The organism is Haematobacter massiliensis (genome assembly GCF_000740795.1).
Lineage (GTDB): Bacteria > Pseudomonadota > Alphaproteobacteria > Rhodobacterales > Rhodobacteraceae > Haematobacter > Haematobacter massiliensis.
In genome coordinates this window covers 62,362-88,878 of the sequence record NZ_JGYG01000012.1, presented here as the reverse complement: position 1 = coordinate 88,878, position 26,517 = coordinate 62,362, and the positions used below count along the sequence as shown (strand labels likewise).

Sequence of the window (26,517 nt, the reverse complement as noted above, 5' to 3'; positions counted from 1 at the left end):
AGACCATGCCGTCCGGCAGCGTGAGCCGCCCCTCTCCCTGCCGCCGGTCGGCGACGAAGGCGCCCTCGAAGACCGAGCCGTCTGGATAGGAGATGCGACCGTCCCCCTCCCGCCGGCCCTCTTTCCACGCGCCTGCGTAGCGCGTCCCGTCGGCGGATTGCAGCTCCCCCTCACCATCGGGCCGCCCGGTAACGAAATGCCCGGAATAGACCGCGCCATCCGCATGTCGGAGGACACCCTCCCCCGCCATCTCACCCGCGGCCCAGGCGCCCTCATAGGTGCTGCCATCGGCAAAAACCATGCGGCCTGATCCCTCGGGGCGCCCGTTGGCGAAAGCACCCTCGTAGATCGAGCCATTCGGATAGCGCGCGCGCCCCTGCCCGCGGATTTCTCCGTCCACCCAGTCGCCGGAATATTCATAGCCGTTCGGCAGCTTGTAGCTGCCCTGACCATGCTGCCGACCCGCGCGAAACGTGCCCTGATAGAGAGAGCCGTCGTCATACTGCTTGGTGATGATCGGCCCGGTGCCTGCGGGAGCAGTGCTTATAGGAGCGTTGCCTGCAGGCGCGGCCTGCTCGCCTTGCGACGGTGCAGATTGGGGCGCCGCCTGCTGCGATCCGGCGGGAAGCGCCACCAGCGCCGCGATGAGAATGCCACCTGCGGTCGCTGCGATACCTCTCGGAGCCAAACCCGTTCCTCCCGGTGATGTCCGCTGAAATCCCGTCCCTGGCGACGGCTGGGGCGGATCGGGCCGACCGTAGCGGAGCCATCATCGCGGGACAAGGCCACCCCGCCCTGCCGGCGAATGGCCAGCCGGACAAGGCCACGCGCTGCGGGCGAATAGCCTGGGACGCGCCTCCCCGCTTTCCCTCCGGGCCGCAAGCGGCTAACTGGAACATCAGCGCACGACCAACGATCGGGGACACCGCATGACCGCCGCCGCATTCCGACTGACGCTCGCCCAGCTGAATCCCACGGTCGGTGCGATCGAGGCCAATGCGGAAAAGGCCCGCCATGCCTGGGAGACGGGCAAGGCGGCGGGGGCGGACCTTGTCGTGCTGCCGGAGATGTTCCTCATCGGTTATCAGCCGCAGGATCTCGTCCTGAAACCCGCCTTCACCGACCACGCGATGCGGGTGCTTGAGCAATTGGCACAGGACTGCGCCGACGGGCCCGCGCTTGGCATCGGCGCGCCCTGGCGGGAGGACGGACGGCTTTACAATGCGTGGCACGTGCTCTCGGGCGGGCGGATGACGCATGTGCTGAAGAAGCACCGCCCGAACGAGGAGGTGTTCGACGAAAGACGCCTCTACGCCGAAGGCACGGTGGGCGAGGGCTATGTGCTGGACGGGCTGCGCCTCGGCACGCCGATCTGCGAGGATGCCTGGCACGAGGATGTCGCGCGCCTCCTGTCCCAGGCGGGGGCGGAGGTGATGGTGGTGCCCAACGGCTCCCCCTATCACCGGGGCAAGCAGGCAACACGCATCGGTCTCATGGCCTCGCGCGTGGCGGAAACGGGCCGGCCTCTCGTCTATCTCAACATGGTGGGAGGTCAGGACGACCAGTTCTTCGACGGGGCATCCTTCGTGCTCAATCCGGGGGGCGAACTGGCGCTTCAGATGCCGTTCGGAGAGGAAGCCATCGCCCATGTCGATCTGGTGCAGCGGGAAGACGGCTGGCGCGCCCTGCGGGGAGAGGTCGTGCCCGTTCCCGACGACTGGGAGGCCGACTACCGCGTGATGGTGGAGACGCTGCGGGATTACCTTGGCAAGTCGGGCTTCAGCCGAGTGCTGCTGGGCCTGTCGGGCGGGGTGGACAGCGCGCTGGTCGCGGCCATTGCTGCCGATGCCATCGGCCCGGCGAACGTGCGCTGCGTCATGCTGCCCTCGCGATACACTTCCGCCCATTCGCTGGAGGATGCGGCGGGCGTGGCGCATGCCCTCGGCTGCCAGCTGGACGAGGTGCCGATCTCCGGCCCGGTGGAGGCCGCAGGCGCCGCGCTCGGCCCGCTGTTCGAGGGGATGAAACCCGATCTGACGGAGGAGAACATCCAGTCCCGGATGCGCGGCCTGCTGCTCATGGCGCTGTCGAACAAGTTCGGGGAGATGCTGCTTACCACGGGCAACAAGTCAGAGGTCGCCGTGGGTTACGCCACGATCTATGGCGACATGGCGGGCGGCTACAACCCGCTCAAAGACCTCTACAAGACCCGCGTTTTCGAAACCTGCCGCTGGCGGAACCGCCATCACCGGGACTGGATGATGGGGCCGCCGGGCATCGTCATTCCACCCCGCGTGATCGACAAGCCGCCCTCGGCCGAACTCCGCGACGACCAGAAGGACGAGGACAGCCTTCCCCCCTACCCGGTGCTGGACCGGATGCTGGAAATGCTGGTGGACGAGGATTGCTCCGTCGCCGAGGTCGTGGCCGCCGGGTTCGATGCGGAGACGGTGCGCAAGGTAGAGCGGCTGGTCTATCTTTCCGAATACAAGCGCTTCCAGTCGGCGCCGGGAACCCGGCTGACGAAGCGCGCCTTCTGGCTGGATCGCCGCTATCCGATCGTCAACCGCTGGCGCGATCCGTCGTGATCTCCGCTCCGGCGCCGATCCTTTACCTGACCGCCGCGATCGCAGAGATCGCGGGCTGCTTCGCCATCTGGGCCTGGTGGCGGATGGGTGCCCCCGCCTGGTGGCTGGCGCCGGGAATGGCCGCGCTCTTTGCCTTCGGCTGGCTTCTCGCGCTGACCCCCGCGGATCACGCCGGGCGGAGCTATGCGGCCTATGGCGGGGTCTATGTCGCGGCAAGCCTCATGTGGCTCTGGCTGGTGGAGGGGCAGCGCCCCGACAGTTGGGACATGGCGGGCGCGGCTCTCGTGCTCGCCGGATCGGTCGTCATCCTCGCCGCGCCACGCTGACCGCTGCCAGCCGCTCCTCGGGCATCCATCACCGGCGCGCCCCCCCGTGCTCCGGTGCCCGTGCGCGATAGGCTTCGGGGGTTCTCCTGTGAGTCCGTCGTCTCGCACGTCGGAGGCGGGGCTGCTACCGGAGAGGCGAGGCGGAGGGGGTGCGGATCGCGCCTGCCACGGAGGCGGAAAGAGCTGGCATCGCATGGATGACCGGCGGGTAATCTCCGGGAGTGCGCACCTGCCGTGACGAAGTTGCCCCGACCTGCGGCCTCTGCACGATCTCCACACCGCCCGCTGGTTGCGACCACGGGGCTGGCACAGGCTCTTCGGGGCGCTGACCGGTCATCCCGGGTGCACGGAGGGCCGCGATGACCCGATGACCCGATGACCCGATGACCCGATGACCCGATGACCCGATGACCCGATGATGTCGATCGACGTCAACCATATCAAGGCCCACCGCTCGGCAGCGGCACGAAGGAGGGGCCTTCGTACAAGGAACAGGCCCTCCCGTGGCGGTTGGACGACGAAGCTGCACGGAGTGGCCGACGGCAGGGGCAGGCCTGGCCTCTGCCGACTTCCGCCAACAACACCGCAGATAACACCAATCGCCACGACCCAGGCTTTGGTCGAGACCTTGATCGAGGTGGCCGAGCCGGCGCGCCGGCTGGTCGCCGACCGGGGACAGGACGCCAACCACCTGCCCGGGGCGCTTGTCACGGAGGCGGGCGCACCAACGACTTACCGCCGAGCGCCACCCCCCACGACGCCCGAGGCCTGCGCTCCGCAACCGCGGCGCACGCATGGGCTTCCGCCTGACGGGCTGGCGTCGCGGCGCAACTGACACGACAGGCCCGCGCGAAACTTTCTGGCCGCCGCACTGCTCGCCCGCGCGTCCACCCGGTGGATCGACACGGCGCGGACCCCTAGCGGATCCGCCCGGTCTGAAGCTGCCGCAAGGTGTTGAAAACCACCCGCTGGCGCTCCGAATTCGGAGGGTGGGAGCCGAGGAACCGGTCGCCGGGATCGGGAATGCGGCGGAAGAACTCTGCCCCGCGCGCGGGATCGAACCCCGCACGATAGGCCAGAATCGTGCCCAGCTCATCCGCCTGAAGCTCATAGTTCTTGGAATAGGTGCGCGCACCCATGCTGGCGCCCATTCCCTCTGCCTGCTTGATGCTTTCCGCATCAGCACCGGAGAGGGTGGCCAGCGTGCCGAGGATCATCGCCCCTGCCGCCGCCTGCTGCTGCGCGCGCGGGAGGTGGCCGAGGATGTGGTGCCCGGCCTCATGTCCCATGATGAAGGCGATCTCATCCTGATTGCGCGCATCCGCAATGAGCGACAGCGTGAAGGCCAGCACCGGACGCCCTTCCGCATCCAGCGTCTGGAAGGCATTGGCGGGCTGGCCCGGCCGGTCATCCACGGCGATGAGGAAATCGCAGTCGCGCCGGGGTTGCTGGCGTCGGCATTCCGCTTCCACCACCGGCTCCATCCGGTCTACCACCACAATGAAATTATGCGCCGCCGTCCGGGCATCCAGCCGCGCCCCCGGCCGATATTCGGGCGTGGTTTCGGTACGCGAGGGCGGGACCGGCACGGGTATCCTGTCCCGCGATGCGGGGGCGCAGGCGGCGGTCACCATCGCCAGAAGAAGAAGCAGAAGCGGGAACCGAGCCATCGTCACTCCGGGTCGTCTTCGGGTTATCTAGCCCCCTGTCCTGCCGAGGAAAAGACCCCTCCCCCGCAGCTCGCGAAGCTGTGGCGGATGCGCCAGTGCCGAAGATGCGCTGGTGCGCGGAAAGCTGCGCCATCGGCGCCGCGATCCGCCTCCTCCGGGCAGAAGCCGTCGAGCAGAAGGAAAGTCCCGCCCGCCGGAAATCCCCCTTGGGTCGAGGCCTGCGCATCCGGGAAACCCGGCCTCTCAGGCATAACTTGCAGGGGCATTCTCTCCGCGCAGGCAGACGGCGATACAGGATGGCCGAGGCACCCCCGGCCACGGGGAACTGGGCGTGGCTCGGCCAGCGCTGCGGGTCCGGTGCCGCGAAAAGCCGCGCCATCGAAGTGTGGGAAACCCGCCCGCGCGGGGATACCCGCAAGGGGGAACCCGTGTTTTCCGGCGTCCTCCTTGCAGGAGCATTCTCGGCGCTGCCCGCATACCGGGAGTGGGGAGCGGAGCCATCGGGACCGCCAGTAGGCAGGGTGTCCCCGCAGCACGTGCTCCCGATAAGCGCGCCGTCACAGAAGGCCGGAGTTTTCCAGACCGCGGTGGATGCTGTTCAGGTCAGAACGCCGCACAGGTCGCCGTCACGGGTCGCTGTGTTATCAGTTGAAGCCAAGGCACCGTCGCCTGTTCAGGGTGCGGGCGCTGCCCTATGCGCATTGTCCCGCAGGAGACGAGCGGATGGGGTGAAACCTTTCGTGCATCGCTCGGGACCAAACAGATGCCACCTGGACCTGCTGCGCACCGCCGCAGCAATCATCGCGACGCGCATTCTCCTCTGGCTGCAAAAACCACCATTTCCGGCCAGTGGCCGCGTCCGGAAGGCTGAACCGGCAAGATCCATGATCTGTCCCCTTCAACGGGGAGACAAGGCTTCCTGAGATCAGGGCGAAACCATGCGGGCCAGAGCAGCCGATTGCAGGACACAGGGACCAAGCCTCAGCGGCCGGCACGAAGCTGACAGCCCCCTCCGCCTGCCGGTCGAGGATGCACTGTCCGCAGCAACATCACCGGATGGGACGAAGCCGATAAACCCCTTCTGGCAGGTTCAGCGCAGCGGCAAGGTCGCGGATCTGGGACATGGAGAAGGTAATGGAGACGACCTCATCCTTACGGGGATCGTATTGCTCCACCGTCACCCGGTCGTCGAAACCATTGCAGACCACGTCCTCCTGCAGGGGGGCGTTGCCTTCATCGACCAGCGTCACCACGGTCGCGTCGAAATCGTGCTCGATCGTGAACATGCGGCGATGATAGCGGCGGCCATGAGCCAAGAAAAGCCCCCCTCATTCTTTCCGCGGGCACGCCATTCTTTCGGTTGAGCTTGAGGCGGGGGGCGGCAGCGGCTACCAAGGCGGGAAGGAGACCCCGATGCCCGTATTCCTCGACTGCACCGACGCCGCGTTCGAAACCGCCTTCCAGAGCTTCCTCGCCACCAAGCGGGAGGATGCGCCGGACGTGGACGCGGCGGTGGCAGATATCATCGCCGATGTCCGGGCGCGTGGTGATTCCGCGGTGATCGACCTGACCCGGAAATTCGACCGGCTGGACCTGACCCCGGAGACGCTGGCTTTCACGGCTGAGGAGATAGACGCTGCCATCACCGGCATCGACGCGGAGGAGCGCGCGGCGCTGGAACTCGCCGCACAGCGCATTCGCGACTACCACGCGCGGCAGCTGCCCGGCGACGAAAGCTGGACCGATGACGCAGGCGCGACGCTCGGCTGGCGCTGGACAGCGGTTGGCGCGGCGGGGCTGTATGTGCCCGGCGGGCTGGCCTCCTACCCATCCTCGGTTCTGATGAACGCGATCCCGGCAAGGGTGGCGGGGGTGGAGCGGCTGGTGATCTGTGCGCCTACGCCCGGCGGCAAGGTGAACCCCCTCGTCCTGCTGGCCGCACGGCTCGCGGGGGTGGAGACGGTCTATCGCATCGGCGGCGCGCAGGCCATCGCCGCGCTGGCCTACGGCACCGAAACCATCCGCCCGGTGGACAAGATCACCGGCCCCGGGAACGCCTATGTCGCCGCGGCCAAGCGGCGCGTCTTCGGCAAGGTCGGGATCGACATGATCGCCGGCCCTTCGGAGATACTGGTCATTGCCGACGGCGACGCCGATCCCGACTGGATCGCCCTCGACCTGCTCAGCCAGGCGGAGCATGATGCGAGCGCGCAATCCATTCTCATCACGCCCGATCCCGCTTTGGCACGCGCCGTGACCGCTTCGGTGGAACGGCTGATCCCCCTGCTGGAGCGCCGTGATATTGCGGATGCAAGCTGGCGGGACTACGGCGCGGTGATCACTGTGCCGGACCTTGCCACGGCGGCGCAGCTGGCCGACCGCATCGCACCGGAACATTTGGAGCTTTGCGTGGAGGAGCCGGAGGCACTGGCCGGCGATATCTCCAATGCGGGTGCGATCTTCCTTGGCGCATGGACGCCGGAGGCCATCGGCGACTATGTGGGCGGGCCGAACCATGTGCTGCCCACGGCCCGCTCGGCGCGCTTCTCCTCCGGCCTGTCCGTGCTGGATTTCATGAAGCGCACCACCCTTGCCCGGATGACACCGGAGGCGCTGGGGCGTATCGGCCCGGCTGCCGAACGGCTGGCCCGCTCCGAGAGTCTTGAGGCGCATGGCCTTTCCGTCCGCGCCCGGCTCGACCGGCTGAATGGAGGCTGAGATGATGCGGCTCTCCCATATCGAGATCGACGATACCGGGCTTCCCACGCCTTCGGCGGAGATGGAGCAGGAGCGGCGCGTCGCCATTTTCGACCTGCTGGAAGACAACAGCTTCACCCTGCCGGCACGGGATGGCCGCGACGCACCGCCCGGGCCGTACCGGCTCCTGCTCTGTGTGCGGGACGGGCGGCTGGTCTTTGATGTCTCGAACGAGACCGCCGCGCGGCTGGCGGAGTTTCACCTGTCCTTCGGCCCCTTCCGGCAGGTGGTGAAGGACTATTTCCAGATCTGCGAGAGCTACTACGACGCGGTCCGTCGCCTTGGTCCTGCGCAGATCGAGGCCATCGACATGGCCCGCCGCGGCATCCACAATGAAGGGGCGCGGCTCCTTCAGGAGAGGCTGGAGGGAAAGGCGATCGTCGATATAGATACGGCGCGACGGCTTTTCACGCTGGTCTGCGTCCTTCGGGGGAGCTGAGAGCGTGACGGGCGCGACATTGACCTCCGTGCTCTTCTGCTGCGACCATAATTCGATCCGCTCCCCCATGGCCGAAGCCATGATGAAGAAGTTCTACGGCCGACGGCATTACGTCCAGTCGGCCGGAGTGCGCAGCGATCTCGACATCGACGGTTTCGCCATTGCCGTCTGCGCGGAGATCGGCATCGACCTTGCCCTGCACAGGGTCCGCAACTTTCAGCAGATGCATGACTGGGGGGACGACATGTCCACCTTCGATCTGATCGTGGCGCTTTCCCCCGCCAGTCAGCGCACGGCCCTGGAACTGACACGCTATTACCATCTGGACATCGAATACTGGCCGATCATGGACCCGAGCGGCCTTGGTGAATCGCGGGAGGCGAAGCTTGATGCCTACCGCCAGACACGCGACCAGATCCGCGAACAGATGATCGGGCGGTTCGGACCGATCCTTGAGTGAGTGAGGAAACATGACTGACGCCATCGCCACCCTGCGCCGCTACTATGAGGCCTTCAACAATGGTTCGCTCGACGGGATGCTCGCCGAACTGTCCGAGGCATTCGTGCATAATGTGAACGAAGGGGGCACCCGCACCGGCAAGGAACGCTTTGCGGAATTCGGCGCGCATATGGCCGAATGCTACCGGGAAAACCTGACGGATATCGTCCTGTTCGCCACCCCCGATGGTACACGGGGGGCTGCGGAATTCGTGGTGAACGGCACCTATCTCAAGACCGATGGCGACCTTCCCCCCGCACATGGCCAGACCTATGTCCTGCCGGCGGGCGCCTTCTTTTCGCTGGAAGGCGGCAAGATCACCCGCGTGACCACCTTCTACAATCTCGCCGACTGGATCCGTCAGGTCTCTGCATGAGAGTGGAGCGCCTCACCGGCACCGCGCTGGAGGGCGCGCTTGACGGTGTGGCGCGGCTGCGCATCGCGGTGTTCCGGGACTGGCCCTACCTTTACGATGGCGATCTGACTTACGAGCGGCGATATCTGGACGCCTATCGCAACAGCCCGCGGGCCGTGGTGGTGGGCGCCTTCGACGGCGAGCGGATCGTCGGCGCGGCCACCGGCACGCCGATGACCGATCACGCCGACGATTTCGCCGCTGCCTTTGCCGGCCGGTCCGAGCCGCTCGACCAGATCTTCTACTGTGCGGAATCCGTGTTGCTGCCGGAATGGCGCGGGCATGGCATAGGTCATCGCTTCTTCGATGAGCGGGAAGGCCACGCCCGCGAGCACGGCTTCGTCTGGAGCGCGTTCTGTGCCGTCATCCGCCCGTCGGATCACCCCATGCGGCCTGCGGAGTACCGCCCGCTCGATGGCTTCTGGCGGGCACGGGGATACGAGCCCTTGCCCGGCGTCATCGCGCATTTCCGCTGGAAGGACATTGGCGAAGCCGTCGAGACGGCGAAGCCGCTCCAGTTCTGGATGCGTCGTCTCTAGCCCTCCAGAGCGGCCACGAGACCTGCGTGCCGCGAGCGGCAGACCGCCCCGGCCCATCGGTCACGGTTCCATGCCTGCCATACGGCAGCCGCCGTCATATCGCCGCTGGGTGCCGTGAGATCGGGACAGGGTTGCAGGAGCGAGGGCGGCACCGGCTCATCGCGCGGGGAAGAGCTGGCGCATGCGGCCAGCGTCGAACACCACAGCACGGTCATCCATATCGCGCGCATCATCCATCACCTTCCCCAAGGCGAGGTCCAGCCCCGCTTCTGCCCGCAGTCGCTCCATCTCGGCCTGGCGCAGGGCGGCGGCACGCAAGGCCGCCTGTTCCGCCGCCGCCGCATTCGCCCGGAGAGCCGCCGCCGTTGCCAGCCTGTCCCCCGTCCACATGCCTGCGAGCAGGAGGGCGACCGCAGCTCCACCCCCCGCCCAGTAACGAAAGCTCAGCATCCGCCCTGTATCCGAACGGTAGCCGCGCCTACCGCCGTCGCCATCACCGGATGCCAGACACCGGGCGCGAGCGGCAGCGTCGTCACCGTCTCTCCCCCAAGGGTGGTGAGCGTGACCGTCCCCTCCTCCGCCAGAAGGATCGCGCGGGTGACATAGGCCAGCGGCTCGCCCGGCAGGATGTCGAAGATATGCAGCAGCGGCGCGGTGAGGCCGGGAGCCTGGCTGGCAAAAAGGTTTTGGGTCATGGCGTCTCCTGAAGGCTGGTTTTTCGGATGCAGCGACCCTGCCTCAAGGATGCTGACATTCCGCTAAGGCACCGCGCGTTGCATGGCGTCCCTCTTTACAGGCCATCTACCCTCACGAGCGGAAGGCACGCCCGAAAGCGGCGCGCTTGGCGGCCTTCGGAGCGAGCCTATCAGACGTGTTTTATTCGTTGTTAAGGACCGGATGCGCTGCGGGACAGGTCAAGGCGGCAATGATGAGGGCCGGCGCACCATCGGCCGCAAGCCCAGCGCAGATGAACAGATGCCCTGCTTGTAAACCGGCGCTGGGCGATGGCCCCAGGACGCCTGCGAAGTCAGGGAAGCGGACCGAAGTCGGAGCGAGAGTTTCCCCGGATTGCGATGCTGCGCGAGAACACATCCAGGACCGAAACAGGCGGCAAGCATAGCGCGTATTGGCCCGCCGCCGGGGGCAGCATCGAAGGCGCGCTATCGGAGCAGTGTCCGCCGCCTGCGCGCAACTGGTCGCCAGCCGGTGTCCACCAAACAACCCTGCACGATGCGAGGGCCAACAGCATGATTTGCATTTGATGTTCCACTTTGACGATGTCGGGCCAGCAGCAAGGATACCGTCGTCAGCCGGCGGAATGCTCCTGCGTCCCGGCAGGCTCCACCGGCGGCAGCTCCTTGCAGGGCAGTGACCATCCGTCCGGCTACGCTGTGACAGGGTGATGGCCGGAGACGCCGGCGGCCGCTTCACCGACAAGCGAATCGTTTGGTGCAAGGCACGCGGGTCAAGGGCCTTTCCCGACGGAAGCCGTGTCCTGAGGGCGACGCCTTTCCCGCAATCGCAAGGCGGCTGGTTGACGCGGGATGAGACTGTCGCACCATAGCGGCAGGAGCAGGGGCGGCCACGGGCCTGCCGGATGACCTGCCCGGCAACAATGGGAAAGGCCATGACATATGCCTACGCCTCTTGATAATCCCCGCGACCGGCTGATCCTGCCCTTCCTCGGGCCGGTCTATGACTATCTCGCCCAACCCGGCGTCTGGGTTCTTATCCGCATCATCACTGGCGCAATGCTCGTCATGTCGGGCTGGCCGAAGATACAGGCGCCCTTCGCCATGGCGGGAATGATGGGCGGCCTCGTGCCCTTTGGTCCGGGATGGCTCTGGTCGCTTCTCGTTGCGCTGACGGAATTCGCGGGGGGCATCCTCATCGTGATCGGACTGTTCACCCGGCCCGCTGCCGTCGCGGCGACGATCCTGCTGCTCGTCACCCTGTCCTTCCACGTGAACAATCCCTACGGGACCAATTTTCTTACCCCGGAAGGCGTCGCTTTCATGACCGGAGAGGGCGCGCAGTATTTTACTGACGCCGCGCGGGCCCGGCTGGCGCCGGATGGAGGCGCTTCCTTCCTGTCCGGTGTTCAGCAGAAGGCGGAGTTCACCTCCATCTTCTGGGCGTGTCTCACCGCGCTTTTTGCGGCTTTCGGCGGTGGCTACCTGTCGCTCGACAAGATGGTGCTGAAACGGGAGTTCTGATCCCGCGCACGCCGGGCGCCAACCTGCCGCCCGGCGGTCTTCCGATCAACCGGCCGCCCCGTCACGCAACCGGAGTTGGCACCGGGAGGGGGCGGCGATCCTCCCACTCCCACGGGATGGTGAAGCGGCTCAGCACCTCGGCCACCACCGGTTCCTGCACCTCTCCTGTCCGGTGCAGGTGGGCGACAAGCCCACGGCGGCGATCCTCCACCACTTCCGCGACCTGTGCGGACATCCCCGCCTCGGCGAGAGCCGCATCCAGCACCCGCGTGATGGCGAGGCGGCGAAGGTCGGGCTTGAACACCTTGCCGACCGCTGTTTTCGGCAGTTCGTCCAGAATACCTATGAACTTGGGCACGGCCGCGCGCTCATGGATATGCGCGCGCGCATAATCCAGCAGCTCCTGCGGCGTGACCTCCGCCCCCTGGATCAGTTCCACATAGGCAGCGGGAAGTTCGCCAGCGAAGGCATCCGGCTGACCGATCGCCCCGACAAAGGCCACGGCGGGATGGCCGGCCAGGGCCTCCTCTATCTCTGCAGGATCGATGTTGTGACCACCCCGGATGATAAGATCCTTCTTGCGGCCCGTGATCCACAGGTAACCATCCCGATCCAGACGCCCGAGATCACCCGTGCGCAGGTAGCGACGATCCGCATAGAGGCCGAGGTTCCGCCCCGGTTCCGTATAGGTCGATCCCTCAAACACACCGGGATTGGAGACACAGATCTCCCCCATCTCCTCTGCTCCGCATTCGCGCGTGATGTTGCCGTGTTCGTCGGCGTGAAGGATGCGGACATCGGTATAGGGAAACGGCAGGCCCACGGAGCCGATCTTCTTCTCCCCGTCCGGAGGGTTGACGGAAACGAGGCAGGTGCACTCCGTCAGGCCGTATCCTTCCACGATCTGAACGCCTGTCGTCGCCTGAAACCGCTTGAACAGCTCTTGCGGCAGCGGTGCGGAGCCGGAGAAACAGCCGCGGAGGGTGGAGATATCGGCATCCACAGGCCGCTGCATCAGGGCGGAGATCGCCGTCGGCACGATGACGAGGTAAGTGCCCTTCCACCGCTCGATCAGCTTCCAGAGGTTGTCGAAGACCCCCTCCCCCCGGTAACCCGCAGGTGTCGGCAGAACGATCTGGGCACCGGAAGACAGGGTGGACATGAAGATCGGATAGGCGGCGAAAACGTGGAACAGCGGCAGCGGGCATATCAGCACGTCGGTGCTCTTGAACAGCAGCGTGGCGCCTAGCCAGCCGTTGTAGATCATGCCCGAATAGCGGTGCTGCGCCACTTTCGGCAGACCCGTAGTGCCGCCGGTATGGAAATAGGCCGCCACCCGATCCTTCCCCGGATCAGCGAAGGAGAGCGTGGCGCTTTCCTGTGCGACCGCCTTGGTAAAGTCGACGATGCGGGCCTGATGGCGGCGCCCGGCCTTTGGGCGCAGGAAATGCGCGATCCAGCGCTTCGGCGCCGGCAGGTAGCGCAGCATGTCCACCTCCACCACCGCCTGCACCGAGGGAGCTGCCGCCACGGCCTCTGCCACCTTCTGGGAGATGTCGGATTTCGGGATGGACTTCAGCGTGACGACGACTTTGGCCTTCGTTTCCCGCAGAAGGCCCGCCATGTGCTCCGCATCAAGCAACGGGTTCACCGGGCTGACTATTCCGGCCACCATTCCGGCGACAAGCGTCACAGCCGTTTCCATCGAATTCGGCAGGATGAAGGCCACGACGTCGTTTTCGCCGACCCCGAGCTTGCGGAAAAGGTTCGCGGCGCGGTTCACTTCATCCCGGAACTCCCGCCATGTCAGGGTTTCGGCGGGATCCTGTGGACCGGAGGAAAGCTGAAAACCGATCGCAGGGCTGTCTCCGTAGCGAGCCGCGGTGCGCTCCAGAAGCTGATGGATCGTCGTGGGCACGTCACGCGCGCTCCAAGGCATCTCGGCTTCGAGTGCATTACGGTCGGCTATGGTGGCATAGGCACCCATTCGGTCGGTCCTCCTCGTCTAGTGACGGCCCCTCCGCCGTCGGATGGCAGGATGCAGGGCGGGGAGGGGAAAAAGCAAGGGCAGGAGCGCCCCGGCTACGCCACGTTAACCCCGCCCCGGAAGGCTGCACCATCTGCCAGGGCGGGGTAACGCAAGGTTACTGCGGAATGCGCAGCACCTGTCCGGGATAGATCTTGTCGGGATGGGTGAGCATCGGGCGGTTCGCCTCGAAGATCTCGTTATAGCGATTGGCGTTACCGAGCGTGGCCTTGGAAATGGCGGAGAGCGTGTCGCCCTTCTTTACCGTGTAGAACACCGGCTCCGGACCATCGTCCTCGTCGGTTTCGACCTTCGATACCCCCGCCACGTTGCCGACGGCAAGGATCACCTTCTCCTTCTCCTCCGGCGTCGCGGCCTTGCCTGTCACCCTGACGGTATCGCCTTCCGTATGGATCTGTAGACCGCTGTCGTTCAGGCCAAGGTTCTTGACCTCAGCCTTCAGCGCTTCGGCATCAGGAGCGGTGGTTGCCGCCTCCGCCTTGCCGCCGCCGAAAAGCGACTTGCCAGCATCCTTAACGAAATCCCATACACCCATGGTTTTCCTCCGGTTTCCGGCACCGTTCGGCGGCGCCGTTCCCCCGACAATCTGTAGCGGGATACGCGGAGGGCAAGGCCCTACTCCGCCGCTTGCAGCCCTTCAGTGAATTGGAGCCGTGCGAGGCGCGCGTAGAGCCCGCCTTCGGCTACCAGCGTCTCATGCGTTCCCTCTGCGACAATTCGCCCCGCATCGAGCACCACGATCCGGTCGGCGCTTCTGACGGTCGCAAGCCGGTGGGCCACGACGATGGTCGTGCGCCCTTCCGACAGGCGGGCGACGGCGCGCTGCACCGCACGCTCGCTCTCGGCATCCAGCGCAGAGGTCGCTTCGTCCAGCAGCAGAACAGGTGCATCGCGGAGGATCGCGCGGGCAATGGCGATCCGCTGCCGCTGGCCACCCGACAGTACGACACCCCGCTCCCCGAGCCAGGTGTCATAGCCGTCCGGCAGGGCAGTGAGGAAGTCGTGCGCGGCGGCGGCACGCGCCGCAGCGGTGACCTCCTCATCCGTTGCATCGGGTCTGCCGAAGCGGATGTTATCCCGCGCGGTGGCGGCAAAGATCACCGGATCCTGCGGCACGAGTGAAAGGGCGGCGCGGAAGTCGCCGCGCGCCATGTCCCGCAGGTCGATCCCGTCAAGGCTCACGCTGCCTGAGTCCGGGTCGCGGAAACGGAGGAGCAGTTGCAGCACGGTGGATTTGCCCGCCCCGGACGGACCGACGAGGGCCACCGTCTCTCCCGGCCGGACGGTAAGGGTGAAATCCTCCAGCGCCGACCGCTGAGAACGGGTGGGATAGTGAAAGGACACGTCGCGAAAGGCGACCTCTCCCCGCACGGGGCGCGGCAGGGGAACGGGCGCGGCGGGATCCGTGATCTCGTCCTCCGTCGCCAGAAGCTCCAGCAGACGCTCGGTAGCCCCGGCGGCGCGCTGCACCTCCCCCCATGTCTCCGAGAGCGAACCCACGGCTCCCGCAACCAGAATGGCATAGATCACGAACTGCACGAGCGCGCCGATGCTCATCGCATCCGCACGGACATCGCGCGCGCCGACCCAGAGAACCCCCACGACGCCCGCAAAGACCAGGAAGATGACGATCATCGTCATGACCGCCCGCGTACCGATGCGCCGCTGCGCAGAGGCATAGGCCTTCTCCGTCACGCGGGCAAAGGCCGCGCGCGTCTCCGGCTCATGGCCGAAAGCCTGCACCGTCTGCACGGCGGTGAGCGCTTCGGAGGCATTGCCCGCGGAGGCGGCGATCCAGTCCTGGCTGGTCCGCGATTCCGCCCGGAGCCTGCGTCCCAGCGTCACGATGGGCACGATGACCAGCGGCACGATGAGCAGCACGAGCCCCGTCAGCTTGGGCGAGGTGAGCAGCATCAGCAGTGTGCCGCCGGCCACGATGATCGCATTGCGCATCGCCACGGAGATGGAGGAGCCGAGCACCGACAGGATCACCGTCGTATCGGTGGTAATGCGGGAGAGCACCTCTCCACTCATCACCCGCTCATAGAAACCGGGGCTGAGGCTGATGACCCGATCGAACACCGCCTTGCGGATATCGGCCACCACCCGCTCGCCCAGCCGGGTAACAAGGTAATAGCGCAGCCCGGTCCCCACCGCGAGCAGCGCGGCGATGCCGAGAAAGGCGGTGAAATAGGTGTCGAGCAGCAGCGCGTCCGATCCGAAGCCATCGACCACCCGCCGGACCGCCATCGGCAGGATCAGCGAAACGCCCGCCGTCAGGATCAGCGCCAGCACCGCCGCCAAGGCCAGAACACGGTAGGGCCGGATGAACGGAGCCAGTCCGCGCAGGGATCCAACCCTGCGGGATTTCGCCCGCTCCGCCCCGACTGTCGAATTGCCGCGCGCCATGCCGTCTCCTTTGCTCCCGTTTATGCGCAGACGCGCCTTGCAGCAAGCAGGCCGGAAGTCTGATATGCGCCGCCCTACCGGGAGCGGCCAGTAACTGAGGGCGGCAACTGCGGCCAGCGGCCACCCAGCCATCATGTTTGTCCCCCAGGGCCAGCCGCCAGATCATCCGAGGACATCGCCAAGCGTGGACCACTGCCGCAGCCCATGACAGACTTGAAGGCGTCACGGCGGTCGGGCAGAAGGGTGCATGGCCCGCGCCCCCTCCCACACCTTCGCCTGCACCGCCTGCGGTGCGACCTTTCCGAAATGGTCCGGGCGCTGCGACGCCTGTGGCGCATGGAACACCATCGTGGAGGAAGCGCCACTCTCCGCCGCGCCGAAAGGATTGGGCAAGGTTCGCGGGCGCATGGTGCCCCTGGGCGATCTTGCCGCGCGGGAGCCTCCGCCCGCCCGCACCGCCTCCGGCATGGGAGAACTGGACCGGGTGCTGGGCGGCGGGCTGGTCCCGGCTTCCGCCGTTCTGGTCGGCGGTGATCCCGGTATCGGCAAATCCACCCTGCTGCTTCAGGCCGCTGCCAGCTTTGCGCAGGCGGGTCTGTCCGTGATCTATGTCACGGGAGAGGAAGCGCCCGCGCAGGTCAGGATGCGGGCCGAGCGGCTCGGGCTTGGCGGCGCGCCGCTCAGGCTGGCCGCCGAAACCGCGCTCCGCGACATCATCGCGACGCTGGAGGCAGAGAAGCCGGACCTCGTCATCGTCGATTCGATCCAGACCATGTGGTCCGACACCGTCGAAAGCGCTCCGGGCTCGGTGGCGCAGGTTCGGGCGGCGGCGCACGAGCTTGTCACCTTTGCCAAGCGGCGCAACACCGCCGTCATCATCGTGGGCCACGTCACCAAGGAGGGGCAGATCGCCGGCCCCCGCGTGGTCGAGCACATGGTCGATACCGTGCTCTATTTCGAGGGGGAACGCGGCCATCAGTTCCGCATCCTTCGCGCGGTCAAGAACCGCTTCGGCCCCTCGGACGAGATCGGCGTCTTCGAGATGACGGGCACCGGTCTGGCGGAGGTCGCGAACCCCTCCGCCCTGTTCCTGTCGGAACGGGAACGGCCCAGCCCCGGCTCCGTCGTCTTCGCCGGGATCGAGGGAACGCGGCCCCTGCTGGTGGAGATACAGGCCCTCGTCGCGCCCTCGCCCCCCGGAAGCGCACGGCGCAGCGTCGTCGGCTGGGATGGCGGGCGGCTCGCCATGATCCTTGCCGTGCTGGAAGCGCGCTGCGGCATCCCCTTCGGCGGGCTGGACGTCTATCTGAACGTCGCGGGCGGGTTGCGAATCTCCGAACCGGCCGCGGATCTGGCCGTGGCAGCGGCGCTTCTTTCCGCGCGGGAGGATGCGGCATTGCCTCCGGAAACCGTAGTTTTCGGCGAGATCAGCCTCTCCGGCGCGCTCCGGCCCGTCTCCCAGACGGAAAACAGGTTGAAAGAAGCGCGGAAACTTGGTTTTTCACGAGCCATCGCGCCCGCCCGCAGCGCAGAAAGCCCCGAAGGGGACGACGGGCTGCGTGGTTTCGCCGATCTCGCCGCCTTTGTGGGCGAGACATTCGGCGCAGGATAGACGACAGCGGAGCAGGGACAGATGCAGGGCTTCACCATCATCGACGCGGTCGTGGCCGCCGTCATCGTCGTCTCGGCGCTTCTCGCCTACTCGCGCGGCTTCGTGCGGGAGGCGATGGCCATCGCGGGCTGGATCGTGGCGGCGATCCTCGCCTATATCTTTGCGCCAGCGGCAGAACCGCTGATTCGCGAAATCCCCGGATTGAACAACTTTCTCGCCGACAGCTGCGAATTGTCGCTGATCGCCGCCTTTGCGGCCGTATTCGCGGTGGCGCTGGTGCTGGCCTCGCTGTTCACGCCGCTGTTCTCAGGGGTCGTGCAGCGTTCGGCGCTCGGCGGGCTGGATCAGGGCATCGGCTTCTTCTTCGGTGTCCTGAGGGGCCTGTTGCTCGTGGCAGTCGCCTTCGTGGTGTATGATCGTGCGATGTCGGGCACGTCGATCCCGATGGTGGACAACTCCCGCTCGGCACAGATTTTCTCCTCCGTGCAGGGGAATATCGACAGGTCGATCCCCGCAGACGCGCCGGGCTGGATCGTGTCCCGCTATGAACAGCTTGTCGGCAGCTGCGGCGCGCCGGTCGTCACGCCCGATCTTCCGGCAACCCCTGCGCAGAACTGACGAGCGTCCGTGCACTTTCAGGGGGATGACTTCCGCGTCCCGAGTTACTATGTGGGGCACGACGTTCCCCCCGCCCCGGATTCGGAGGACGCGCCATGCGCGACGAGCAGCACAGCCATCCGTTCGACGACGATAAGCTGAAAGAAGAATGCGGCATATTTGGTGTCATCGGTGTGACCGATGCGGCCAATTTCGTCGCCCTCGGAATGCACGCCCTCCAGCATCGCGGGCAGGAAGCGGGTGGCATCGTCACGCATGATCCCGCCACCGGTTTCAACTCCGCCCGCCGATTCGGCTATGTGCGCGACAACTTCACCGATGCCGAGGTGATGAAGACGCTGCCCGGCTCCATCGGGATCGGGCATGTGCGCTATTCCACCGCCGGGTCGAAGGGCAACACCGCGATCCGCGATGTGCAGCCCTTCTTCGGCGAGTTTTCCATGGGCGGCGCGGCGATAGCCCATAACGGCAACCTGACGAATGCCGCGCAACTGCGCCGTGAGCTGATCGAGCGCGGCTCCATCTTCCAATCCTCCTCCGACAGCGAATGCATCATTCACCTGATGGCGCGCTCCATTCAGCGCGACATTCCGGAGCGGATGAAGGATGCGCTGCGCCGGGTCGAAGGGGCCTTCTCGGTCATCGCCATGACGCGGACCAAGCTGATCGGCGTGCGCGACCCGCTGGGCGTGCGCCCGCTGGTGCTGGGCCGGATCGGTGATGGCTGGGCGCTGTCTTCGGAGACCTGCGGGCTGGACATCATCGGGGCGGAGTTCATCCGGGAAGTGGAGCCGGGAGAGATGATCGTCATCTCCGACAGCGGCGTGATCGAGAGCTTCCGCCCCTTCGCTCCGATGAAATCGCGGTTCTGCATCTTCGAGCATGTGTATTTCTCCCGCCCCGACTCCATCCTCGGTGGCCGGTCGGTCTATGAGACACGCCGCCAGATCGGCGTGGAGCTGGCGCGCGAAGCCCCGGTAGAGGCCGATCTGGTCTGCCCCGTGCCGGACAGCGGCACCCCCGCTGCGATCGGTTTCAGCCAGGAATCGGGTATCCCCTATGCGATGGGCATCATCCGCAACCAGTATATGGGCCGGACCTTCATCGAACCGACGGAGCAGATCCGCAACATGGGGGTCCGCCTGAAACTCAATGTGAACCGCGCCCTGATCCGCGGCAAACGCGTGATTCTTGTGGACGATTCCGTGGTTCGCGGCACCACCAGCCGCAAGATCAAGGAGATGATCCTGGATGCAGGCGCGGCGGAGGTGCATTTCCGTATCGCCTCTCCGCCCACCGCCTGGCCCTGTTTCTACGGCGTCGATACGCCGGATCGGGAAAAGCTGCTCGCCTCGCATATGACGGAGGATGAGATGCGGGACTACCTCGGGGTGGACTCGCTCCGCTTCATTTCGCTCGACGGTCTCTACCGCGCAGCGGGAGAGGCCGGGGGCCGTGACAAGGCGCAACCCCAGTATTGCGATGCCTGCTTCTCAGGCGATTACCCCGTTTTCCCCGCCGACATGGTGGAGAAGGGCTTTCAGATGAAGACTGCCGCCGAATGACGAAGATTGCCTTGGTGACAGGTGCCTCCCGCGGTCTCGGTGCCGCGATGGCAGAAGTTCTGGCCGGTGAGTATCACATTGTCGCGGTCGCCCGCACCATCGGCGGGCTGGAGGAGCTGGATGACCGCATCCAGCAGAAAGGCGGCGCGGCGACGCTTGCCCCCATGGACATCACCAACGACGATGCGATGCGCCAGATGTGCCTGTCGATCTTCGAGCGCTGGGGCAAGGTCGATCTCTGGGTCCATGCCGCAATCCACGCGGCACCGCTGACCCCTGCCGGGCATATCGACACGAAGGACTGGGACCGCTCCCTCGCCGTGAACCTGCGTGCCACCGGCATGCTGATCGGCATGGTCGAGCCGCTGCTCCGCGCGGCGGAACGGGGCACGGCACTGTTCTTTGACGACCCTCACGCGGGGGAAAAGTTCTTTGGTGCCTATGGCTCCACCAAGGCGGGACAGATCTCCCTCGCCCGGAGCTGGCAGGCGGAAGCGGTGAAGGTCGGCCCCCGCGTGCTGGTGGAGACGCCCGCGCCGATGCCCACCGCCACACGCGCGCGGTTCTTCCCGGGGGAGGACCGCTCGCTCCTCGCATCGGAGCTTTCCGAAGCCGCCCGACTTGCCGCTGCTTTGTGACATTTTCGGCGCAGGCGGGAACTTTCTTCGCGGCTGAGCGTCTTTCTTCCGACTTCGCAATCGAATCGCGCATCCCTGCCCGGCTGTCATCCGGGCCTCATGCGCCAATGCGACAAGGGGGACGGAATGGCGGGACATGCGGTTTTCGGAAGCCTCTTCGGCCTGCTGATGCTGGCCCTTCATATCATGCTCACCGGTGATCCGGGTCGCGCGTTGCCGATCTGGATGGTGGGATGTGCCACGGGGGCGGTCGCTTCTGCTGCGATATCCGGCGCCTGGGGATTGTGGCGCCACAAGCAGCGCGCCTGACCGTTCGCTTTACCTGACGCCTCCCCTGCTCTAATCAGGAGCGGAATAAGGGGACGGTGACATGCGAATTCTTGTGACGAATGATGACGGGATCAACGCGCCTGGCCTGAAGGTCGCCATCGCCATCGCCAACAAGGTCGCGGGACCAAAGGGAGAGGTCTGGGTTGTCGCTCCCGCCTTTGAGCAATCCGGCGTCGGTCACTGCATCTCCTATACCCGGCCCATGATGATCGCCCGTCTTGCGGAGCGCACTTATGCTGCCGAAGGCTCGCCCGCCGACTGCGTTCTCGCGGCCATCCACGATGTCATGGACGGTGCCAAGCCCGACCTGGTGATATCGGGCGTGAACAGCGGCAACAACGCCGCAGAGAACACGCTCTACTCCGGCACTCTGGGCGGCGCGATGGAAGCCGCATTGCAAGGGGTAAAGGCGATTGCCCTGTCGCAGTTCCTCGGGCCGCGGACGCGCGACCTTGCCGATCCCTTTGATGCGGCAGCCGAATTTGGAGCGGGCGTCGTCGGGGACCTGCTGGAGAAGGGGCTGTGGGATGGAATGGGCTACAGGCTGTTCTACAACGTCAACTTTCCCCCCATCGGTTCGGGGGATGTGAAGGGGACCCGGATCACAAAACAGGGTTTCCGCGGCGAGGGTCTTTTCACGGCGGAGGCCACGATCTCCCCCACCGGGCGACGTTTCCTGTGGATCAAGGGCGGCCCGCAGCACCTGCGGACGGAGGACGGCAGCGATGTCGCCGCCAACCTTGACGACTATATTTCCATCACCCCGCTCCGCGCCGATCTGACCGCTCATGACGCGGTAGAAACGCTGCGCGCCCGTTTCACCTCCTGAGCGATGACGGAGGACGACCTCTCCGAACGAAAGATGCGCTTTCTGTTCACCCTGCGCTCCCGCGGGGTGACCGATACCCGCGTGCTGGCGGCGATGGAGAAGATCGACCGGGGGAGCTTCGTTACCGGCGTCTTTGCCGAACGGGCCTATGATGACACTCCCCTGCCCATCGCCTGCGGCCAGACCATCTCCCAGCCCTCCATCGTCGGCCTGATGACACAGGCGCTGGAGGCCGGTCCGCGCGACAAGGTGCTGGAGGTCGGGACCGGCTCCGGCTATCAGGCGGCGATCCTGTCGCAGCTTGTCCGGCGCGTCTATACCATCGACCGGCATCGCAGGCTCGTCCGGCAGGCGGAGGCGACGTTCCAGCGCCTCGGCCTGCACAACATCACTGCCTTTACCGCTGACGGATCCTACGGGCTGCCAGAGCAGGCGCCGTTCGACCGCATCCTCGTCACGGCTGCGGCAGAAGATCCGCCCGGCCCCCTCTTGGCCCAGTTGCGGGAGGGCGGTATCATGGTGCTCCCCGTCGGCCAGTCGGACGCGGTGCAGAGCCTGATCAAGGTCACGCGCACGGCAGAAGGCGTGCATTACGAAGAGCTTCGCTCCGTGCGGTTCGTGCCGCTCGTTGAGGGGCTTGGGCAAGAATGATGCCGGACGTAAGGGTCGCGCAGACGGCCCCGTCGGGAAACTGAAGAGGATGACAGTGATGCCTTTCCGTTCCGCTCAGCGACCGTTGCGCCGGATCGCGCTCGCCTGTGCAGCGCTTGCCATCGTGGGGGCCTGCGGGCGGCCGCTCGACTGGGACATGCGCGGCGTCATCCCCACCAATCTGGACACATCCGAAGCCGCGCGCCAGCCGACGGCGAACCGTCCGCAACCGGACGGGCGGGGCGTCATTTCCTATCCGACATATCAGGTGGCCGTGGCCCGGCGGGGCGACACTGTCGGCAGCATCGCGCAGCGCGTGGGCATTCCGGCAAGCGAACTCGCCTCCTACAACGCGCTTGCCAGCGAAACCGGCCTCCGGGAAGGCGAGGTTCTGGCATTGCCGCGGCGGGTGAGCGAGCCGGTGACGATGACGGCGGAGTCCGGCTTCTCCTCCGATACGGGCGGGATCTCCTCCGGGTCGATAGCCACCGCCCCCGTCGATGTGACGACGCTCGCCTCCGGCGCGATCGAAAGGGCCGAAACCTCCGGTACAGTGCGCAGAACGCCGGCAAGCAGCCAGAGCGCCAGCTCCGCCAATGTCGGGAGCGCGCCGCCCGCGGCGTCCGCGAGCCGCACCGAGCCTGTCCGCCATCAGGTCAAGCGCGGGGAAACGGCCTATTCGATCGCGCGGCTCTACAACGTCTCCGCGCGCTCGCTGGCGGAATGGAACGGGCTGGACGCCCAGATGACGGTGCGGGACGGCCAGTATCTGATGATCCCCGTCGCCACCGGCCCCGCTCCCGCACGGACAGCGGCCAATCAGCCGGGCACCGGCTCTCCCACGCCGACGCCGCCGAGCGCCGCGACGCCGCTGCCCGAGAAGGACACCAAGACCAACGAGGAAATCGCAGCGGCCACACCCGCCTCACCGAATCTCGGCGCACAGCGGACCCCCGCCTCCTCTGCCAGACTCGCCATGCCGGTGGAGGGCAGCATCATCCGCCCCTATGCGCGCGGCAAGAACGAAGGGATCGACATCGCCGCCCCGGCCGGAGCCGCCGTCCATGCCGCGACCGACGGTACGGTCGCCGCGATCACCCAGGATACCGATCAGGTGCCGATCCTCGTCATTCGCCATGCGAACAACCTGCTCACGGTCTATGCCAATATCGATGGCATCAAGGTGGCAAAAGGCTCCGCAGTCACGCGCGGTCAGTCCATCGCAACCGTGCGGCCAGGCAACCCGTCCTTCCTGCATTTCGAAGTGCGCAACGGATACGAGAGTGTCGATCCGATGAGCTACCTTCAGTAGTTTATCTGCTTACTGCCGCTTTTTCAGGCCATGCGCGACCAGCGCATGGCCTTTTTTCGCAAATTGAACGGCGGAGCGCCGCGTTCTTCTCGCTAAGGGTCGGAACTATCCTACACTTTCGTCATGGGCCTCCTGCGCCCGACGCCGTTTCGCTGCTGCTTCTACCCGTCTGAGCCAAAGTCCCTAGAGCTGTCTGGCACCCCCCGCCACGTGGAGGGTCCGCTATGTGGAGGGAATGCGCGATGAAGCTGTCCTGCCTGATCCTGTGTCCTGCGCTTCTCGCGGCGTCGCCCGTGCTCGCCCATAGCTGGTACAGTACCTATTGCTGCTCAGGGCAGGATTGCGCGCCGATCCCCGCCTCCGCGGTTCATGCCACCAAGGACGGATGGGAGATCGACCTCAAGGCTGGCCAGTACCCGCTCATGGACGCCCCCTTCCGCGCCGTGATCCCGTATACCAGTCGGACCCTTCAGAAGAGCCAGGACGAGGATTTTCACCTCTGCATCGTCGCGAATCGCGCCCGCTGTCTCTATGTGCCACCGCTCGGACAATAACCCGGCGAGCGACGACGACCCGGCAAACACGGGGGAGTTGCTGAAAATTGTCTATTCACGACAGAGGGTGCAGAGCAGCTCCCCGCCCTGCACCCCCTAATACCCGGCGTCTGTGCGTAGCACGTCAGGACTACGCAAGAGGATAGCGCACTTGCGGCGACGACAAGGGCGGAATTGTCCAAAGACATGACCTCATAGCAAGAAATCACTGCGCACGTGCCATCGGCAGAAATGCGATTGCTGTTGCAGGAGGTGTTGAGCACGAATCGGCTCTCGACCATGCCTTGGGGCGGAAGCTGGGCTTTTGCATGGATAACAGACGCCGGGCGAAGCCGATGGAGCACCAATTCCACTCAACCAAGCTCGCCGAGCGGCTCGACTGTGCTCCCCTCTGACTCGTTTCACCAAGATGCGACCGCATAGTGGAAACGGCACCCTCGCCCCGCTCGACCAAGGATCATCTAGGGAGAGAAAGGACTCGGTGAAGCGGTCAGCGCTGTCTGAACCTGAAACCGGTGGTACCGCCTCCCCGGCTCGAACGGGGGACCTCTAGATCCACAATCTAGCGCTCTAACCAACTGAGCTAAGGCGGCACGGGGGGCGATTTACCCTTCATGGCGGGCTTTGGCAAGACCCATCGCTTGATCAAATGACAAAGGACGCATATCCAACCGCTCTGAGTCCCGCAGGGGCGCACCACCGGCATCAAGGGGAACAACATGGGTATCAACAAGGAAAGCGAAGTCGCTGCCAATCTCCAGATCGGTCCCACCTCTCTCGGGATGGTGCGAATCTATGTCGAGGCGGAAGGCATGGAACTGCCGCTCGACTTCGACCCCGAAGAGGCAGAGGAAATCGCCGAGGAGCTTCGCGCCGCAGCAGAAGCCGCACGCAGCATGGGCAATTCGGAACCCTCGCCAAAAGGCAAGAAACGCTGAACTCGCCCGTCGTGAGCCAGGAAGGGCGTTTCCTTCGGGCGTGCAGTCCTTCAGGCGGGCAGGCGCGGTTCAGTTGCTCAAACGTGAGCGGCCTACCTCTCGCTCTTCTGGAGGTGAGGTCGGCTCAACGATCCGGCTCGGCTTTGCGCAACCGAAGCTAAAGTTTCCGAGCTTGCTCCAGCTGCTCACCTGCGGGCGAAGCCGTTTCGCTTGCTCGGGGGCGCGATTGCAGGCCTTCGACCCCTTAGGGTTGCGGCGTCGATAATTGACGGCCCGCTTTGATCTTAAGGTGCTGGTCGCTCGTAGCACGGACTTTCAGTGGGTTCTCCTGCCGGTCACCTCGCTCGCGCAAGATGCTACGGGAATTTCGCAGCAATAGTGCCGTTTGCGGAGGGGCGGTGAACTCGTTGTGATACCTGCGGATCATGAACCTCACTTCACTTCGCAAAGCGCTTTGCCAAGTCAGTCAAACCGACAGAACGGCGGGGAGCGTAAGGCGAGGGACCGGTATGGCAATCTCAGTCAGCGCAGTGTCAGGCCTTCGGCCGAAAAGTTCCCGGTGAGCCTTGAACTGATCCTCCTGCCAAGAATAAGCCAATGCTCCCGACGCAGGGAGGCCGCAGCCTCCGTGTTGGGCTGTTAAGCTGCGAAGGTCTCATGTACCAGCGCGGGTCACGGCGGAGAGGTCCTCAGGCGCTGCCGCCCTTATGTCTGAAATCATCGCCATCAAGCGTTGCGAGGCCATGTAGTCCCCCGCCAATAGAGCAATCCGTCAAAAGCGGGGCCCTGAGCCACCGGCACCCGGATCGCGAAGCGTCTGCAGCCGAAGCGCTGCATGCCGGGCGAATTTCTGGGTGAGGAGCTTGCGGCGCGCGCCGGCCAGCGGCGTCTCCGGCCCGAGGCGGCGGATTTCCGCATCATAGCTGTCGGCGAGGATCAGGCCGGTGCCATCAGGCAAAAGATCGGCAGGAAAATCGGCATCGACAGCCCAGAAGAACCTGTCGCACCACTCCAGATATCCTTGCCACTTTCTGTCACCCGCAAAATCGGCGCGGCATGACTTGCATTCGACCACCCAGATCTCCCCCTTGGGACCAAGCGCCATAACGTCCACCCGGAGGCCCGGGGCGGGCACCAACTCCTCCACCGTCGCGAAGCCGAGGGAGAGGAGATGTCGACTCACTCCACGCTGGAGGAGCTGTCCGGGCTGTAGGCCGGGGATAAGAAGGGGCTGGGGTTGCATGGCGTGACTATGAACAGAGAGAGAACGTCTGTCCAGCCGGGCTACGATCACATCTTTTCCGTGACAGGCTCTTGTCGCCTCCTCACGGGGGGCCTATTTTTGGGAAGGCGGGTTCTGCTCCTCTCGTGCGCAGGCTTTTTTCCAGTGGCCGATAAGCATTTCCGAGGGGGCTGGCTCTGCCGGGATCCTGGTCCCGGTATCTGGCACCCACCTGGTTAGTCCAGGCTCTCGGGAAATCACGCCGGCACGGTTGCTGCGGTTCCCGCCGCTCACCATACAAGACGGACGAATCGAAAAGGGCCGGTCGATCCGGCCCTTTCGT

General features: G+C 65.6%; 27 protein-coding genes, 1 tRNA gene and 1 other RNA gene. 19 read left to right on the top strand and 10 right to left on the bottom strand.

Annotation, left to right across the window (positions count from 1 at the left end; translation table 11 throughout):
• Positions 1-547, bottom strand: a 547-nt coding sequence (locus tag CN97_RS15935; RefSeq protein WP_035713466.1) for a 2-isopropylmalate synthase, incomplete at its 3' end; no start/stop codon positions are given.
• Positions 548-929: 382 nt separating this feature from the next.
• Between CN97_RS15935 and CN97_RS15930 the strand changes: the two genes are divergently transcribed.
• Together CN97_RS15930 and CN97_RS15925 are read left to right on the top strand one after the other, a co-directional pair.
• A complete protein-coding gene (locus CN97_RS15930; RefSeq protein ID WP_035713426.1) occupies positions 930-2,588 on the top strand; it encodes an NAD+ synthase in 1,659 nt (552 codons plus the stop codon).
• On the top strand, positions 2,585-2,914 hold the full coding sequence (locus CN97_RS15925) for a YnfA family protein (RefSeq protein ID WP_051911315.1): 330 nt from the start codon (positions 2,585-2,587) through the stop codon (positions 2,912-2,914). Before CN97_RS15930 ends, CN97_RS15925 begins: the two co-directional genes overlap by 4 nt.
• A gap of 917 nt (positions 2,915-3,831) precedes the next feature.
• Here the strand turns inward: CN97_RS15925 and CN97_RS15920 are convergent.
• Together CN97_RS15920 and CN97_RS15915 are read right to left on the bottom strand one after the other, a co-directional pair.
• A complete protein-coding gene (locus tag CN97_RS15920) occupies positions 3,832-4,584 on the bottom strand; it encodes a M48 family metallopeptidase (RefSeq protein ID WP_035713424.1) in 753 nt (250 codons plus the stop codon).
• A gap of 1,049 nt (positions 4,585-5,633) precedes the next feature.
• Positions 5,634-5,870, bottom strand: a complete 237-nt coding sequence (locus CN97_RS15915; RefSeq protein ID WP_035713462.1) for a hypothetical protein — start codon at positions 5,868-5,870, stop codon at positions 5,634-5,636.
• A gap of 127 nt (positions 5,871-5,997) precedes the next feature.
• On the opposite strand from CN97_RS15915, the gene hisD reads away from it, so the two are divergent.
• Genes hisD through CN97_RS15890 form a run of 5 tightly spaced genes read left to right on the top strand, consistent with a single transcriptional unit; the run spans position 5,998 to position 9,233 of the window.
• Positions 5,998-7,302 (top strand): histidinol dehydrogenase, encoded by a 1,305-nt coding sequence (hisD, locus tag CN97_RS15910; protein ID WP_035713421.1) that lies wholly within the window; start codon positions 5,998-6,000, stop codon positions 7,300-7,302.
• 1 nt (position 7,303) lies between these two features.
• On the top strand, positions 7,304-7,780 hold the full coding sequence (locus CN97_RS15905) for a UPF0262 family protein (protein ID WP_035713419.1): 477 nt from the start codon (positions 7,304-7,306) through the stop codon (positions 7,778-7,780).
• Positions 7,781-7,784: 4 nt separating this feature from the next.
• Positions 7,785-8,240 carry an arsenate-mycothiol transferase ArsC gene (locus tag CN97_RS15900; protein WP_035713418.1) on the top strand — a complete coding sequence of 152 codons (456 nt, stop codon included), beginning with the start codon at positions 7,785-7,787 and terminating at the stop codon, positions 8,238-8,240.
• 10 nt (positions 8,241-8,250) lie between these two features.
• Positions 8,251-8,655, top strand: a complete 405-nt coding sequence (locus tag CN97_RS15895) for a ketosteroid isomerase-related protein (RefSeq protein ID WP_035713415.1) — start codon at positions 8,251-8,253, stop codon at positions 8,653-8,655.
• The gene (locus CN97_RS15890) at positions 8,652-9,233 is read left to right on the top strand and encodes a GNAT family N-acetyltransferase (RefSeq protein WP_035713413.1); all 582 of its coding nucleotides are present in this window, start codon (positions 8,652-8,654) and stop codon (positions 9,231-9,233) included. The genes CN97_RS15895 and CN97_RS15890 overlap by 4 nt, the downstream gene beginning before the upstream one ends.
• A 156-nt stretch (positions 9,234-9,389) precedes the next feature.
• On the opposite strand, the gene CN97_RS15885 is transcribed toward CN97_RS15890, so the two are convergent.
• Complete coding sequence (locus CN97_RS15885; RefSeq protein ID WP_035713411.1) at positions 9,390-9,683, bottom strand: hypothetical protein; 294 nt, start codon at positions 9,681-9,683, stop codon at positions 9,390-9,392.
• The gene (locus CN97_RS15880) at positions 9,677-9,928 is read right to left on the bottom strand and encodes a spike base protein, RCAP_Rcc01079 family (protein ID WP_051911314.1); all 252 of its coding nucleotides are present in this window, start codon (positions 9,926-9,928) and stop codon (positions 9,677-9,679) included. Before CN97_RS15880 ends, CN97_RS15885 begins: the two co-directional genes overlap by 7 nt.
• A 939-nt stretch (positions 9,929-10,867) precedes the next feature.
• Between CN97_RS15880 and CN97_RS15875 the strand changes: the two genes are divergently transcribed.
• Complete coding sequence (locus CN97_RS15875; RefSeq protein ID WP_035713408.1) at positions 10,868-11,449, top strand: DoxX family protein; 582 nt, start codon at positions 10,868-10,870, stop codon at positions 11,447-11,449.
• Between the two features lie 61 nt (positions 11,450-11,510).
• On the opposite strand, the gene CN97_RS15870 is transcribed toward CN97_RS15875, so the two are convergent.
• The 3 genes from CN97_RS15870 to CN97_RS15860 all read right to left on the bottom strand — a co-directional run bounded on the left by CN97_RS15870 (position 11,511) and on the right by CN97_RS15860 (position 15,905).
• Positions 11,511-13,436, bottom strand: a complete 1,926-nt coding sequence (locus CN97_RS15870; protein ID WP_051911313.1) for an acyl-CoA synthetase — start codon at positions 13,434-13,436, stop codon at positions 11,511-11,513.
• A 157-nt stretch (positions 13,437-13,593) separates the two neighbouring features.
• Entirely contained in the window at positions 13,594-14,031 is a 438-nt protein-coding gene (gene lysM, locus CN97_RS15865; protein WP_035713407.1) for a peptidoglycan-binding protein LysM, read from the bottom strand.
• A gap of 80 nt (positions 14,032-14,111) precedes the next feature.
• Positions 14,112-15,905, bottom strand: a complete 1,794-nt coding sequence (locus tag CN97_RS15860; protein WP_035713404.1) for an ABC transporter transmembrane domain-containing protein — start codon at positions 15,903-15,905, stop codon at positions 14,112-14,114.
• Between the two features lie 247 nt (positions 15,906-16,152).
• On the opposite strand from CN97_RS15860, the gene radA reads away from it, so the two are divergent.
• The 9 genes from radA to CN97_RS15815 all read left to right on the top strand — a co-directional run bounded on the left by radA (position 16,153) and on the right by CN97_RS15815 (position 24,014).
• On the top strand, positions 16,153-17,517 hold the full coding sequence (radA, locus tag CN97_RS15855; protein WP_035713402.1) for a DNA repair protein RadA: 1,365 nt from the start codon (positions 16,153-16,155) through the stop codon (positions 17,515-17,517).
• A gap of 21 nt (positions 17,518-17,538) precedes the next feature.
• Positions 17,539-18,135, top strand: a complete 597-nt coding sequence (locus CN97_RS15850) for a CvpA family protein (RefSeq protein WP_035713400.1) — start codon at positions 17,539-17,541, stop codon at positions 18,133-18,135.
• 95 nt (positions 18,136-18,230) lie between these two features.
• A complete protein-coding gene (purF, locus tag CN97_RS15845; protein ID WP_035713398.1) occupies positions 18,231-19,700 on the top strand; it encodes an amidophosphoribosyltransferase in 1,470 nt (489 codons plus the stop codon).
• Positions 19,697-20,338 (top strand): SDR family NAD(P)-dependent oxidoreductase, encoded by a 642-nt coding sequence (locus CN97_RS15840; protein ID WP_035713395.1) that lies wholly within the window; start codon positions 19,697-19,699, stop codon positions 20,336-20,338. The genes purF and CN97_RS15840 overlap by 4 nt, the downstream gene beginning before the upstream one ends.
• Positions 20,339-20,464: 126 nt before the next feature.
• Entirely contained in the window at positions 20,465-20,647 is a 183-nt protein-coding gene (locus tag CN97_RS15835; RefSeq protein ID WP_035713392.1) for a hypothetical protein, read from the top strand.
• Between the two features lie 61 nt (positions 20,648-20,708).
• The gene (surE, locus tag CN97_RS15830; RefSeq protein WP_035713389.1) at positions 20,709-21,497 is read left to right on the top strand and encodes a 5'/3'-nucleotidase SurE; all 789 of its coding nucleotides are present in this window, start codon (positions 20,709-20,711) and stop codon (positions 21,495-21,497) included.
• A 3-nt stretch (positions 21,498-21,500) separates the two neighbouring features.
• Positions 21,501-22,148, top strand: a complete 648-nt coding sequence (locus tag CN97_RS15825) for a protein-L-isoaspartate(D-aspartate) O-methyltransferase (protein WP_035713386.1) — start codon at positions 21,501-21,503, stop codon at positions 22,146-22,148.
• Between the two features lie 49 nt (positions 22,149-22,197).
• Complete coding sequence (locus CN97_RS15820; RefSeq protein WP_084684204.1) at positions 22,198-23,460, top strand: peptidoglycan DD-metalloendopeptidase family protein; 1,263 nt, start codon at positions 22,198-22,200, stop codon at positions 23,458-23,460.
• 242 nt (positions 23,461-23,702) lie between these two features.
• Positions 23,703-24,014 carry a hypothetical protein gene (locus CN97_RS15815; RefSeq protein ID WP_131389422.1) on the top strand — a complete coding sequence of 104 codons (312 nt, stop codon included), beginning with the start codon at positions 23,703-23,705 and terminating at the stop codon, positions 24,012-24,014.
• A gap of 516 nt (positions 24,015-24,530) precedes the next feature.
• On the opposite strand, the gene CN97_RS15810 is transcribed toward CN97_RS15815, so the two are convergent.
• Positions 24,531-24,607, bottom strand: a tRNA-His gene (locus CN97_RS15810).
• A 126-nt stretch (positions 24,608-24,733) separates the two neighbouring features.
• Here CN97_RS15810 and CN97_RS15805 point away from each other — a divergent pair.
• Positions 24,734-24,952: a DUF6324 family protein gene (locus CN97_RS15805; protein WP_035713381.1), complete on the top strand. Its 219-nt coding sequence runs from the start codon at positions 24,734-24,736 to the stop codon at positions 24,950-24,952.
• A 772-nt stretch (positions 24,953-25,724) separates the two neighbouring features.
• On the opposite strand, the gene CN97_RS15800 is transcribed toward CN97_RS15805, so the two are convergent.
• Positions 25,725-26,195, bottom strand: coding sequence for an MmcB family DNA repair protein (locus CN97_RS15800; protein WP_035713379.1), 471 nt, complete (start codon positions 26,193-26,195; stop codon positions 25,725-25,727).
• Between the two features lie 108 nt (positions 26,196-26,303).
• Here CN97_RS15800 and ssrS point away from each other — a divergent pair.
• Positions 26,304-26,461: non-coding RNA, 6S RNA (gene ssrS / locus CN97_RS20360), on the top strand.
• The last annotated feature ends 56 nt before the right edge of the window (positions 26,462-26,517 follow it).

Bases quoted from the DNA above. Each gene is read 5' to 3' on its own strand.
- radA (WP_035713402.1), top strand. From the start codon at position 16,153: ATGGCCCGCGCCCCCTCCCACACCTTCGCCTGCACCGCCTGCGGTGCG.
- CN97_RS15880 (WP_051911314.1), bottom strand. From the start codon at position 9,928: ATGACCCAAAACCTTTTTGCCAGCCAGGCTCCCGGCCTCACCGCGCCG.
- surE (WP_035713389.1), top strand. From the start codon at position 20,709: ATGCGAATTCTTGTGACGAATGATGACGGGATCAACGCGCCTGGCCTG.
- CN97_RS15800 (WP_035713379.1), bottom strand. From the start codon at position 26,195: ATGCAACCCCAGCCCCTTCTTATCCCCGGCCTACAGCCCGGACAGCTC.
- CN97_RS15860 (WP_035713404.1), bottom strand. From the start codon at position 15,905: ATGGCGCGCGGCAATTCGACAGTCGGGGCGGAGCGGGCGAAATCCCGC.
- CN97_RS15920 (WP_035713424.1), bottom strand. From the start codon at position 4,584: ATGGCTCGGTTCCCGCTTCTGCTTCTTCTTCTGGCGATGGTGACCGCC.
- CN97_RS15915 (WP_035713462.1), bottom strand. From the start codon at position 5,870: ATGTTCACGATCGAGCACGATTTCGACGCGACCGTGGTGACGCTGGTC.
- lysM (WP_035713407.1), bottom strand. From the start codon at position 14,031: ATGGGTGTATGGGATTTCGTTAAGGATGCTGGCAAGTCGCTTTTCGGC.
- CN97_RS15905 (WP_035713419.1), top strand. From the start codon at position 7,304: ATGATGCGGCTCTCCCATATCGAGATCGACGATACCGGGCTTCCCACG.
- CN97_RS15840 (WP_035713395.1), top strand. From the start codon at position 19,697: ATGACGAAGATTGCCTTGGTGACAGGTGCCTCCCGCGGTCTCGGTGCC.
- CN97_RS15805 (WP_035713381.1), top strand. From the start codon at position 24,734: ATGGGTATCAACAAGGAAAGCGAAGTCGCTGCCAATCTCCAGATCGGT.
- hisD (WP_035713421.1), top strand. From the start codon at position 5,998: ATGCCCGTATTCCTCGACTGCACCGACGCCGCGTTCGAAACCGCCTTC.
- CN97_RS15815 (WP_131389422.1), top strand. From the start codon at position 23,703: ATGAAGCTGTCCTGCCTGATCCTGTGTCCTGCGCTTCTCGCGGCGTCG.
- CN97_RS15930 (WP_035713426.1), top strand. From the start codon at position 930: ATGACCGCCGCCGCATTCCGACTGACGCTCGCCCAGCTGAATCCCACG.
- purF (WP_035713398.1), top strand. From the start codon at position 18,231: ATGCGCGACGAGCAGCACAGCCATCCGTTCGACGACGATAAGCTGAAA.
- CN97_RS15870 (WP_051911313.1), bottom strand. From the start codon at position 13,436: ATGGGTGCCTATGCCACCATAGCCGACCGTAATGCACTCGAAGCCGAG.
- CN97_RS15820 (WP_084684204.1), top strand. From the start codon at position 22,198: ATGACAGTGATGCCTTTCCGTTCCGCTCAGCGACCGTTGCGCCGGATC.
- CN97_RS15850 (WP_035713400.1), top strand. From the start codon at position 17,539: ATGCAGGGCTTCACCATCATCGACGCGGTCGTGGCCGCCGTCATCGTC.
- CN97_RS15835 (WP_035713392.1), top strand. From the start codon at position 20,465: ATGGCGGGACATGCGGTTTTCGGAAGCCTCTTCGGCCTGCTGATGCTG.
- CN97_RS15895 (WP_035713415.1), top strand. From the start codon at position 8,251: ATGACTGACGCCATCGCCACCCTGCGCCGCTACTATGAGGCCTTCAAC.
- CN97_RS15890 (WP_035713413.1), top strand. From the start codon at position 8,652: ATGAGAGTGGAGCGCCTCACCGGCACCGCGCTGGAGGGCGCGCTTGAC.
- CN97_RS15875 (WP_035713408.1), top strand. From the start codon at position 10,868: ATGCCTACGCCTCTTGATAATCCCCGCGACCGGCTGATCCTGCCCTTC.
- CN97_RS15885 (WP_035713411.1), bottom strand. From the start codon at position 9,683: ATGCTGAGCTTTCGTTACTGGGCGGGGGGTGGAGCTGCGGTCGCCCTC.
- CN97_RS15825 (WP_035713386.1), top strand. From the start codon at position 21,501: ATGACGGAGGACGACCTCTCCGAACGAAAGATGCGCTTTCTGTTCACC.